The 11,311-nt window shown below is 39.7% G+C and carries 13 protein-coding genes and 2 pseudogenes; 7 read left to right on the top strand and 8 right to left on the bottom strand.

What is annotated here, in order from left to right; translation table 11 throughout:
• The first annotated feature begins 207 nt into the window (after nt 1-207).
• Nucleotides 208-777, top strand: a complete 570-nt coding sequence (locus tag HMPREF0027_RS02650) for an HTH domain-containing protein (protein ID WP_052301760.1) — start codon at nt 208-210, stop codon at nt 775-777.
• Between the two features lie 227 nt (nt 778-1,004).
• Here the strand turns inward: HMPREF0027_RS02650 and HMPREF0027_RS11910 are convergent.
• A pseudogene (locus tag HMPREF0027_RS11910) lies at nt 1,005-1,858 on the bottom strand (AraC family transcriptional regulator).
• Nucleotides 1,859-2,056: 198 nt separating this feature from the next.
• Between HMPREF0027_RS11910 and HMPREF0027_RS02640 the strand changes: the two are divergent.
• The 3 genes from HMPREF0027_RS02640 (at nt 2,057) to HMPREF0027_RS02630 (ending at nt 3,758) form a co-directional block, all read left to right on the top strand.
• Complete coding sequence (locus HMPREF0027_RS02640; RefSeq protein WP_244261827.1) at nt 2,057-2,434, top strand: ferritin-like domain-containing protein; 378 nt, start codon at nt 2,057-2,059, stop codon at nt 2,432-2,434.
• A 10-nt stretch (nt 2,435-2,444) separates the two neighbouring features.
• Nucleotides 2,445-3,236, top strand: coding sequence for an HpcH/HpaI aldolase family protein (locus HMPREF0027_RS02635; protein ID WP_005622023.1), 792 nt, complete (start codon nt 2,445-2,447; stop codon nt 3,234-3,236).
• Between the two features lie 90 nt (nt 3,237-3,326).
• Nucleotides 3,327-3,758, top strand: coding sequence for an organic hydroperoxide resistance protein (locus tag HMPREF0027_RS02630; RefSeq protein WP_005622022.1), 432 nt, complete (start codon nt 3,327-3,329; stop codon nt 3,756-3,758).
• Nucleotides 3,759-3,814: 56 nt separating this feature from the next.
• Here HMPREF0027_RS02630 and HMPREF0027_RS02625 read toward each other — a convergent pair whose 3' ends face one another.
• Nucleotides 3,815-4,252 carry a MarR family winged helix-turn-helix transcriptional regulator gene (locus HMPREF0027_RS02625; RefSeq protein WP_005622020.1) on the bottom strand — a complete coding sequence of 146 codons (438 nt, stop codon included), beginning with the start codon at nt 4,250-4,252 and terminating at the stop codon, nt 3,815-3,817.
• Between the two features lie 146 nt (nt 4,253-4,398).
• On the opposite strand from HMPREF0027_RS02625, the gene HMPREF0027_RS02620 reads away from it, so the two are divergent.
• The 3 genes from HMPREF0027_RS02620 to HMPREF0027_RS12195 all read left to right on the top strand — a co-directional run bounded on the left by HMPREF0027_RS02620 (nt 4,399) and on the right by HMPREF0027_RS12195 (nt 5,773).
• Nucleotides 4,399-4,806, top strand: coding sequence for an efflux RND transporter periplasmic adaptor subunit (locus HMPREF0027_RS02620; protein WP_005622019.1), 408 nt, complete (start codon nt 4,399-4,401; stop codon nt 4,804-4,806).
• Nucleotides 4,807-4,827: 21 nt separating this feature from the next.
• Nucleotides 4,828-5,208 (top strand): efflux RND transporter permease subunit, encoded by a 381-nt coding sequence (locus HMPREF0027_RS12390; RefSeq protein WP_005622018.1) that lies wholly within the window; start codon nt 4,828-4,830, stop codon nt 5,206-5,208.
• Nucleotides 5,209-5,482: 274 nt separating this feature from the next.
• Complete coding sequence (locus tag HMPREF0027_RS12195) at nt 5,483-5,773, top strand: GNAT family protein (RefSeq protein WP_181893768.1); 291 nt, start codon at nt 5,483-5,485, stop codon at nt 5,771-5,773.
• Nucleotides 5,774-6,103: 330 nt separating this feature from the next.
• On the opposite strand, the gene HMPREF0027_RS11895 is transcribed toward HMPREF0027_RS12195, so the two are convergent.
• From HMPREF0027_RS11895 to HMPREF0027_RS02590, 6 genes and pseudogenes are all read right to left on the bottom strand, one after another.
• Complete coding sequence (locus HMPREF0027_RS11895; RefSeq protein WP_005622015.1) at nt 6,104-6,250, bottom strand: hypothetical protein; 147 nt, start codon at nt 6,248-6,250, stop codon at nt 6,104-6,106.
• Between the two features lie 27 nt (nt 6,251-6,277).
• Nucleotides 6,278-7,471 (bottom strand): ATP-binding protein, encoded by a 1,194-nt coding sequence (locus tag HMPREF0027_RS02610; protein WP_005622014.1) that lies wholly within the window; start codon nt 7,469-7,471, stop codon nt 6,278-6,280.
• Between the two features lie 121 nt (nt 7,472-7,592).
• Nucleotides 7,593-8,539: pseudogene (locus HMPREF0027_RS02605) on the bottom strand (GlxA family transcriptional regulator).
• Nucleotides 8,536-9,780 (bottom strand): chloride channel protein, encoded by a 1,245-nt coding sequence (locus HMPREF0027_RS02600; protein WP_005622011.1) that lies wholly within the window; start codon nt 9,778-9,780, stop codon nt 8,536-8,538. The pseudogene HMPREF0027_RS02605 and the gene HMPREF0027_RS02600 overlap by 4 nt, the downstream one beginning before the upstream one ends.
• Nucleotides 9,781-9,851: 71 nt before the next feature.
• Nucleotides 9,852-10,229, bottom strand: a complete 378-nt coding sequence (locus tag HMPREF0027_RS02595) for a GNAT family N-acetyltransferase (protein WP_005622010.1) — start codon at nt 10,227-10,229, stop codon at nt 9,852-9,854.
• Nucleotides 10,230-10,400: 171 nt separating this feature from the next.
• Nucleotides 10,401-11,311 (bottom strand): MFS transporter (locus HMPREF0027_RS02590; protein ID WP_005622009.1); only part of this gene is annotated, 911 nt, incomplete at its 5' end.

Below are 11,311 nucleotides of genomic sequence, written 5' to 3'. Positions count from 1 at the left end.
ACTACAGCCCCTAAAATTTTCCGTACTTCTAAAACATCCATTATTGAAGAGGAGAATAAATTTGTTATCGCTATTATTTATTATGTTAGAAAATTTGATTAACCTTTCTCTAGATGAACTTATTATGTTGTTTAAAGCTATTGAATCAATCTTTGATAGTTTTACTTTTTTTGTTTTATCGTTCGTTATATGGAGAGGAATAAGAAAATGAGCCAATACTGGAAAAAATGTCCTTCCGATTGGATTAATCAAACTACATTTGAAAAACTGAAATTTAGTTCTAAAAATTCGGATAAAGCTAATGCTAGTAATATTTCTGCATTATTAGTTTTACTAGCTTTAATTATGTTGGCTGAAAAGGATAAGAATACAGGGATGCAAATAATAAGAAGTATCACATATGATGATTTGATGGAATATTTAAATATTAGTAGATCATCTATTAGTTCAGGGATTAAAAAATTATCTGAATTAGGTATTATTAATATTGACCAATCGAGTAGAACTAATACTTATATATTGGAAGCCATCAGACCTGAATCTGGGTGGTGTAAAGTACCTATTTTAAAGTCTAAATCTGGATCTAGATATATTGATGCAATTTCAAATTTTTCTTTGCGTTCGAAATTGGAGCTTTATTCATTAAAATTATTTTTTTATCTAGCATCAAGACGGAATAACTTAAAAAGTTATTCCCAAGTGTCTTATGACAAAATAGAGGAGATAACAAAGATTCCTCGTAACGATATAAAAAAACATTATCGTTTATGCAGATAAATGGATTAATTAAGTATATTGAATTAGGAACAAGAGATGAATTTTCTCCAGATAAAGCTAATAAGCCAAATCGATATTATCTACCTCAACATCAACATATTGTAAGGTGATTCTAGTTAGATATTTTTAAGTTAAATTTATACTTTTCTGAATATAGCAAGTGGTAGTAAATGATTAATAAGCTACTATCGCTTGTCATTTATTAGAAATAAATATCAAATGGATTATTATCTCGCATCTCCTTTTGGGCTTACCCCAAAATGTCTTTTATATTCTCGGCTAAACTGGCTTGGGCTTTCGTAACCGACTTGGAAAGCAATATTGGCGATATTGCTTTGCTTGGTTTGAATAAGCTTTTGTGCGGTCAGTAGGCGATGCGATTTTTGATATTGTAGCGGTGACATATTGGTCATTTTTTAAAATGCGAATGAAAACCCGATACTGAAATTCCTGCCTGTTTCGCTAAATCATCTACCCGTAACGGTTCAGACAAATGTTGCTCGATCCAAAGTGCGGTTTGAGCGATTCGATTTGTGTGGCTGCCTACTTGTACCAATTCTCGTAATTTCTGCCCTTGATCGCTTTTTAGCAGAACATAGTAAATTTGTTGTTGAATAAGCGGCGCAAGAAAATCTATATCTTCCGGCGTTTTGAGCAAATCAATCAGGCGCTCGAACTGAGCCAATAGATTTTCTTCCATTTGCCATTGTAAGAAAGCGGTCGATTTTGGCTGATTTTTTGCAATTGTCTTTGGAATATGTGGCACGATACTTGCCACCATTTTTAGGTCGATTTTCATCGTCATCATCAAGTAGGGCTTTTCAGGGCTTGCTTTCACCACTTCCACCGACAATGGTACGTTTACCGGACAGAACATAAAATGTTAATTGCTGAATAGCGTACATTGATCACCAATACAAATTTTTCGCTTGCCTTGTAACACAATACAAATGCGAGGTTCAAGAATTGTGTTCGCTACCGGTGTAGGGCGATCAGCGTGCTGAATCACAAGTCCATCAATCGGCGTTTGCCAAATTTGGTTTCTCGGTATAAGCGGTAATAATTTATCAATAATTTGCATATTTATAGAATTAGGCAAGTTGTTTGGAGAAATAATATACCTGTGAAATGAAAGTTATCATAAGATAAGCACAGTTTCAAACGCAATGAATTTATCGATGTGCTCAAGGAGAAACAAAATGAAAGACGTACAAAAACAATTGAAATTTTACAACATATCTCTACACAACTTACGGCAAATGCGCTTAATCATCAAATTATGTCACGTGTATTTGCTAGCCAAGGATTTACCAAGCTTGCAGAAAAATATGCGGAACACGGTACATCCGAATTGGATTTTATTGCACAATTCCATAACCGAATTTTAGATTTAGACGGTGAAATTCGCCAAGACGAAATTCCAGCTCATCAAATATTCAGCGATATTGAAGACTTCTTAGCATACGATTTAAAAGCACCACAAGACGGCTTACCAATTATTGAAGAAGTATTAAATACAGGTTATTTAGATATTACCTCTTACGACCTTATCAAAGAATATTATAAAGATGAGGAAGAAGATTTGAACTGGACGAAGTCGCAAATCGACTTAATCCAAGCGGTCGGAAAACAAGTTTATTTAGCAAAAATGCTATAAGGAATTCATCATGGCAATCGTAAAAGATTTCTTATATAACAACCTAAAACATAATATTGAAGCGGGTAAAATGCAGTATGGTGTAGGGTTAGAAACCACCCCTGCCGATGTAGCGGAAGTGCTTGCCACCACGGATTATGACTGGCTTTTCATTGATGCGGAACATGGTCCGCATAACATTCAGACCATTTTAAACGTAGCTAGAGCGATCGCTCCTTACGAGATGACTCCGGTAGTACGTGTTGGTGAAGCAACCGCTGGTACATTCAAGCAGTTAATGGATTCAGGGATTCAAAACATTATCGTACCAATGGTGGAAAGTGGCGAAGAAGCGGCACAAATCATTCGTTGGGCGAAATATCCGGCTGAAGGTAAACGTGGCATGGGCGCAGGTGTAGTGCGAGCCTCTCGCTTTGGACGTATCCCTGATTACCAACAACGCATTGATGATGAATCAATGATTATGTTGCAAATCGAAAGCCTAAAAGGTATGGAAAATTTAGATGCTATCGCAAGCACAAAAGGCGTAGGCGCGATTTTCTTAGGCCCTGCGGATTTAGCGGTGGATATGGGATTAGGCCCAAACATTCTTCACCCGGACGTAGTGGCAAAAATGGAATATGCGATCAAGCGTATTCGTGAATTAGGCGTACCGGTGGGCACAATCGCCGCTACTCCGGAGCAAGCTAAACACTATGCGGATCTTGGCGTGTCATTTTTCGCTCTCGGTGCAGATACGGCATTTATCGCAAGTGCGGCAGATAGTACGGTTGCCAATTTTAAAGCGGAATTAGAGAAATAGGCAAGAATTTTAAAGAAATGTGCTACCGTTTGGTGAATGAAAACCATAAAATAAGCATCATTCAGACAACACTTCAATAAGGACAATATTATGAAAATTTTTTACAAAACATCAGCAACAGCAGTAGGTGGTCGTGACGGTCATACACGAGTAGATGACGGTTCACTCGGTTTAGATTTAGTTGGTTTCCAAAACGAAAGTGGCAAAGAGGGCGCTAACCCTGAACAGCTTTTCGCAATGGGCTATGCAGCGTGCTTTGATAATGCGATTATCCACGTTGCTCCAACACTGGGCATTAAACCAACTAAACACTCAACAACTGTTGGCGTGGGTATCGGTCAAAAACCGGACGGCGCATTCAGCTTTGAAATTGACATCACTATCACCGTGGAAGGAATTAGCTTAGAAGAAGCAAAAACGTTAATTGAAAAAGCACACTCAACTTGCCCATATTCAAACGCAACACGTGGCAATGTCGATGTATGTTTACATGTGAATATGATGCAAACTTTTGACTTGTAATTAACAAGATTCCGCCTGAAAATCAGTTTTCAGACGGCAACATTGTCCTGTTCAGCTCAGTGCGGGCTTGGCTGTTTCTCCGCTTGCTGACGACTGATTTTTGCAAATTCTGCCAGCAAAGCAAACAGTTGCTTAGTCTTTTTCTCGCCAAAAGCAGCAAATGTTTTGTTACCAAACTGCTTGGTTGCTACCCAAATTGGTTCAGCATACGCCCTACCATCTGCGGTTAGGCGCATTACTTTGGCACGCTTGTCCGTGTCGCTTTCTCCAAACTCAATCCAGCCTTTTTCCTTGTATTCCTTGCAAATATTGAACACGGTTTGTTTCGGCAAATACCATTCATCGCAAATCAATTTCTGTGTACATTCGCCTTTATCCATCAGTGAATACAGTACGGAAAAATGGTTATAACCCACACCGCACTTAGCAATCCACAGATCAATCGATTCTTCTACGCCACTAATATGATGGCTCAATTGTTCAAGTTGGTTCATAGAAAGTCTTAAAAGTAACTAAATTTGGCAAATATTATGCCCTGTTGTTATAGAAATGGCAAATAATATTAGTCCTGAAAGTTACTTGATTTAGTCTTAAAATGTGCTATAAAATGTTGCCAATTTGGTAATTTATAGGACTAATAATGAAAAAAATACTCGTGTTGGCAATATTTTCCTGTTTTTTAACCGCTTGTGATCAGCAAGAAGAAGCAGAAGTTGCCCAGCCGTCTTTAATGAAAATCAATGTAGTGCAACCACGAATGATGGAATTTTCACCAACCTTAAAACTTACCGGCTCTTGGGGTGCTAAGGAAGACATAGCGATTAATCCAGCTTTACAAGGCGTGCAGATTTTATCAGTGAATGCGGAAGTGGGCAGTATGGTCAAAAAAGGGCAAGTTTTGGCGATATTGGAAAACAATAACGTGCAGTCGCAACTGGAACAAAATAATGCCCTGCTTGCCCGTGCTAAGGCAAATTTAGCATCACAGCAAGCGAGTTTGACAGAGGCACAAAGTATATTGAAACGCTATCAAATTTTAGTTCAGTAGGATTCGGTCAGCCATCAGGAATTGGAACAGCAGCATGCCAAAGCCGATACTGCAAAAGCGGCGGTGAATGCGGCGAAAGCGGAAATCACCCAAATTCAGGCGCAGCTTGCCGACAGCCGAAATCAACGTAGCAAGGCGGAAATTGTTGCGCCTGCGGACGGCATTATCATGCAACGTAACTTTGTGATTGAAAAACGTACGCAAGGTGTAGAACGTTTAACTGCCCTGATTCAGTCAGGAGCAGAACGCGCCAGACCAATTATCATGACGACGATTGCAATGGTGGCAGGTATGCTGCCTGCAGTATTTGCCAGCGGCTCGGGGGCAGCATTCCGCGCGCCGAAAATGGCAAAACTGACTTCAGTAACGAAGGAAGAAAGGGAGCAAGCGGAGAGAGAGTAAAATGATGCCGTCTGAAAAAATCATAAGGTGGGCTTTAGCCCCCTGTATTGGAGAGATAAAATGTTAGAAATAAAGCTATTATAGAAAGAAAACAATGAATGGTTTATCCGTTCCTTACAATGGGCATTTAAGCAAGCGATGTTAGACGAACTGGCGGAGAATGAAGAAATTATCAGTCGGGCGGAAATTGAAGAATCGATGCAGGCGGAAAAGGCACAGTGTTTGCAAATCGAATCAGACGGGCGCTTAGTGGCAGGGGCTGTAGTGCAGGTTAATGAGCAGGCGCAACGCAATTCCCTGGATTTTGCTATTTGTAGTAACAGGCGAACATGGCAAAGGTTTAGGGCTGGCGGTTTGGCAAGCGATTGAACGGCATTATCCTCAAACCAAAGTATGGGAAACGCACACACCGTATTTAGAAAAACGCAATATCCATTTTTATGTGAATAAGTGCGGTTTCAAAATCGTGGAATTTTACCACGGCAAAAATCCCGCTCCACATTTGCAAAAAAATGATGAAAATTCACCGCTTGATGAAATGTTTCGATTTGAGAAAGTAATGTGAGGATTATAGAGATTAAACTATGTGAACAAAGCGGATTACCTAAATATCACTCGTTACCTCAAACAAATCGAAACCCACCCTGCTTATCTCAAAGCGAATGAGAAAACAGCAGGCGGATTGGATTTGAGCAGATTCTAAACTACAAGCGGTCGTAAATTGTTGGGGATTTATGACTACTTGTTATTTGGAGCGTATGTCAAGAAAACAAAACCGTTCATTACTAATGAACGAAAGTATTCGATAGTAATGAACGGTTTTGTTTAGTAGTTATATTCACAAATAGTTTAATTTCCCTGATTTTTAAAACTATTTGAAATAGTGAGCAAAATGCTATTTTTGTTCTTCAATATAAATAGCTAATCTTGTCTTGCCAGTACCGTTAGCACCGATAATAATTGTTGTAGAACCTTCTAGTAAAACAAGCTTTTCTTGCTCAATGGCTGATTCAGATTTTTTAGGTATTTCAAGTTCATTCATATTTAATTCCTTAAATAAAAATAGTAGTTATTCATTTAATAACCAATCCACCACATACACCACTGGTACGCCGTCAATCTCTTGTTCTGGTTGGTATCTGCCCGTAATCAGAATTTTACGATAATTGTCACGAATATGTAGTAAATTATCAGTCTCGTGTGTGTTATTAGGGATATCATAGGCAACTTGCACATACAAGATTTCATCCGCTTTACGGGCGATAAAGTCGATTTCTTTGCTATCTAATTTGCCGACATCTACAATGTACCCACGTCTTAATAATTCCAAAAAGACAATATTTTCCAGTCGATTTGCATAATTTGCATCTTTTTGTCCAATGGCATAACGGCGTAAACCATTATCTGCGATAAAATATTTAGCATTGGTTTTTAAATAGCCCTTACCCCGAATATCGTATTGTTTTGCTTTGTAAAACAGGAACGCATTTTCCAATAATTCCAAGTACTTATTAATCGTATGGTTAGAGGTGGGTACTCGTTCAGAAGTTAGCGTGTTACTAATTTTGCTTGGGTTTACCAATTGCCCAACATTATCAGCCAAAAATGAAATTACATTTTTTAGAATATGTGTATCTCGAACACCAGCTCGATGAGCAATATCGTTCAGTACAATAGAATCAAAAATCCCCGATAAAATCGTGTCTTTCAACATCTCATCAGCCAATACTACACTCGGAAAACCACCATATTTTTCATATTCCACATAAGCCTGATCGACCAATCGTGATTGCGGATCGATATTTTTTGCCTGCAAAAACTCTTTGAATGATAGTGGGTAAACCTTAATTTCCACATAACGACCACTCAATAGCGTTGCTAACTCTCCAGAAAGCAAATTCGCATTAGAGCCAGTAATCACAATATCAGTATTAAAGCTAACTCGTACTGCATTGATAATTTTTTGCCAATTTTCGACAAATTGGATTTCATCAATCAGAAAATAGATTTTATCTGAATTGTTGGGGATTTTTTGCGTAATAAGTGCTTGAAAATCATCGGCATTTTTTACCCATTGGTATTCAAAACTCTCAAAATTGAGGTAGATAATATTTTTCGCTTGTATGCCTTGGTTTTGTAAATAATCTTGATATTGCATTAGCAATATAGACTTACCTGAACGGCGAACACCGGAAATCACTTTTATGAAGTCAGTATCTTTGAACTGAATCAGTTGCTGGAGGTATTGATTACGTATAATCATAGTAAATTGGAAATGTAGTTCTAAATTTATGCTAATTTAGCATAATTGGAATTATAATTCCAATTTTTTGCTTTTGTTAGTAGATTGGAATTATAACTCCAATTAAAAAGAGGCGTCGTTTTCACCCCCACTCCCCAAAAGTCTTCCGCCATTCATTTGGGCTGACTTGAAAGCGTTGTTTGAAATGTTGGCGGAAACTGACCGCACTTTGGAAGCCGATTTGTTCCGCAATTTGTTCAATAGAGAGTTGCGTGATTTCCAATAGTTCACGTCCTCGCTGCAATCTGGTGTCAATCAACCATTGTGCGAAGGATTGCCCCGTGGCTTTGCGGAAATGACGAGTAAAGGTGCTACGACTCATTGACAAACGATTTGCAATTTCATCAATAAAATAGACCGCTTGCAGATTTTTGCGAATGTCGTCTAGCAGTTCGTTGATGTTTTCATCAGGTGTTTTGCGTGGTACGGCTGTTCGATAAATTGTGCCTGACCACCTTCTCGGTGTGGTGGTGTAACAAAAAGCCGAGCTAAGTGATTAGCCGTTTTTACACCATAAATTTCCCACACAATTGCCAAACAACAATCCAGCCCAGCTGCTGTACCGGCGGATGTCATCAAGTTGCCTTGTTGCACATAAAGTGCGTTCAAATCTAACCGTACTTGTGGAAAACGTTGATGAAAATCCGCCTCCCCCATCCAATGGGTTGCCGCCCGTTTGCCATCTAATAAACCTGAATATGCCAAGGCGTAAGTGCCTAAACACAACCCGACAAGCGTTGCGCCACGGGCATTTGCTTGTTGCAACGCCATTTGCAATGCCGCTGTTGGTTTTTCATCAAAATCATTCCAAGTGGGGACAATAATAATATCAGCGATTTCAAGCAAACTTAAATCGCTGTCGGCTTGTACCAATGAGCCGCCTGAAAGCGAGATTTCAGGTTGTTCCGCCACAATTTTCAAATCCAATAACGGCTCATTTGCCAATCCTGTTGCGGAAAATACCATTTGCGGCACGGCAAAATGAAATAAGCTGAAATGTGGGTAAAGGATAAGGGCGACAGTTTTCATTTTTTCTCTTGTTTCCACATTGTGATAATTAATGCCGTTCCCATACATAAACAGACCGGCAGCCAATATGCGGTACTTAAACGGGAGAGTTCTAACATAAAAATAATAGCGGTTAGGCGCATATTTTGTGCGATACCTAAGAATACAGTGGCGCCAATAAAGGCGGCAGAACCTGCTGGAATTTGAGGAAAGAATTGATTCCAAAGAATAGCTAATAAAAATGCAATCAATCCTCCGAACATCATAGAAGGGGTAATTCGCCCGCCGTATGCACCAGCCATCATTGCTAATAATACGGCAATCCATTTAGTGGCTAGCAGCCCCATGGCATATTGCCAGCTTAGGTTTTCGGCAAAGCTAAGTTGATTCCCTGATTTGCCGTTGCCTAGAATTTCCGGAAATGCCATAGACATTACACCGATGATTGCAAATGCTAAAAGTGCGGTGAAAATTTTCTGTGTTTTGGTACGAGTTAGCGAAGGTAAATGTTTCTGACACCAGTCAAAAAAATTAACGCCATAGGCAAGTACTATTCCGGCTAAAGCTGCCCATAACATTAGCATTGGGTTAAGCGTAGCATTCGCTAAATCAGGAAAATCACCATACTGAACTAAATCGCCTAATCCCCAACGTACGACAATCACAGCTGTTCCGCAACATAACAATGCAGCAACTAAACTTGTCATCGACCAGCTTAATAGCATCGTTTCGAGTACAAATACTGTTGCCGCTAAAGGCACGTTATATACGGCGGCTAAACCGGCGCCTGAAGCACAGGCAAGTAATAAACTAAGACCAAATCGTTTCGATAAAGGCGTGGCGAGTGCTACGCTCATCTCGCGCGGTGCAACTTCTCGACCTAAAGGTGAACCTAATCCGACGGTAATAATTTGTAAGAATGCATGGCAAATCGTCGTTTTAACCGGTACATCTTTTTCAGGCGCTTTCACGGCATTGCTAATACCAACTAATGGTGATCCGAAATGGTGTAATAGCGTCCAACCAATGCCCACAACTAAACCGCAAACTAATAGCACTTGAACACGACGTGTTGGCGTGGCAAGTTCGGTTAATTCACGAAAAGAAATATGCTCACCTGCAATCAATGAACCATGAAACGCTAACTGTTGAATTGCATGCAAAAGGTGAGTAAGAATAATCCCCACACAGCCGGCAATAAGTCCTGTAACAAATAATGCTAATAAGATTTTGGGTGTAATTTTGTATGTCGAGTTTGTCATAGTTTTTAGGATACTTTCATCTCTTTTTCAAAGCGAAACATTTCATCAAGCGGTGAATTTTGTGCGTTTTTTTACAAATTTGGCGAATGTGGATCAGGGTTTTTCTCGTGATAAAATTCCACAATTTTGAACCCGCACTTATTCACATAAAAATGGATATTGCGTTTTTCAAAATACGGCGTGTGCGTTTCCCATATTTTGGTTTGCGGATAATGCCGTTCAATCGCTTGCCATGCGGTTAACCCTAAGCCTTTGCTATGCTCACTGGCGGTAACAAAAAACAGATCTAAAGAATTATGTTGGGTTTGTTCATCAATTCTCACCACCACACCTGCTACTGGTTGCCCTTGATATTCAATCTGTAAACTCTGTGCGTGATCAGCTTTCATTGCAGCTTCGATTTCTTGTTGGCTAATAATTTCCTCATTTTCCGCCAGTTCATCTAACATAGCTTGCTTAAAAGCCCATTGTAATGAGCCGATAAACCATTCTCTCTTTTCTTCTGCTAACGGTTTCAGTTCTAACAGTTTCGATCCTAGGTTTAAGATAGACTACATTCTATTTTACAATAAAAAACGGTCGCAAAACTTTTGGTTTTTTCGACCGCTTGTGAGCTTCGTTTATGCCATCTCGCTTTTAGCTTGCCAATAAATAAGTAAGGCGATAATTGAACAAATGATAATCACCATTGCGCTTGCGATAAAAATATCGCCCACGCCCACTAATGGCGAAACAATGCCACCGAGTAAAAAAGGTGTGCAACCAAGCACGGCTGAAGCTGCACCTGCATATTGGCGCTCACTTTCCATTGCTAAGGCAGAAATTGCTGGCAGTGGTAAACCCGTAACGAATAGCATTGCGAAGAAGCCGAGTTCCATCCAAAGCCAATCAGGCTGAATAACTAGCATTACGGCGGTGTAAAAGGCGGTAATGCTAAAACCAAATACGCCAAGTCGTAAAGCGGTTGCATTAGAAAATTTACTTCCTACGGTAGAACCAATCGCCAACGCTGCACCATTTGCACCGAAGCACAGGCTAAATACCAAAGCGGATAAGCCATAAACGCTTTGTAGAATAAAAGGCGATGAGGCAATATAGGCAAACATTCCAGCAAAAAGGAAACTTTCAATCCCAACATAACGCATAAACTGGTGGTTTTTAATGATGTTACCAAAGGTGCTGAATGTTGCCCAAATTGAGCCTTGTAAGCGATTTTCAGGTTTTAGGCTTTCTCGTAATCGCAAGCTAAATAGCGTAACGACCACGCCAATCAGTGCTAAAAAAGCGAAAATACCTTTCCAACTCACCACTTCTAATAACACACTGCCCAGCACCGGGGAAATAATCGGAGCGATGCCGTTGATTGCCATTAATAACCCGAAGAATCGAGTCATTTCGTGTCCACGATATAAATCTGTCGCTACCGCACGAGAAATCACCACACTTCCCGCCGAAGATAAGCCCTGCACAATGCGAAGCATAATCATCGTTTCAATATTGGGAGAGAAGATGATCGCAATGGTGCTGGCAA

Source organism: Actinobacillus ureae ATCC 25976, assembly GCF_000188255.1.
Classification (GTDB): Bacteria; Pseudomonadota; Gammaproteobacteria; order Enterobacterales; family Pasteurellaceae; genus Actinobacillus; species Actinobacillus ureae.
The sequence above is the reverse complement of the archived record's forward strand: the minus strand, read 5'-3'. Positions and strand labels throughout refer to the sequence as shown.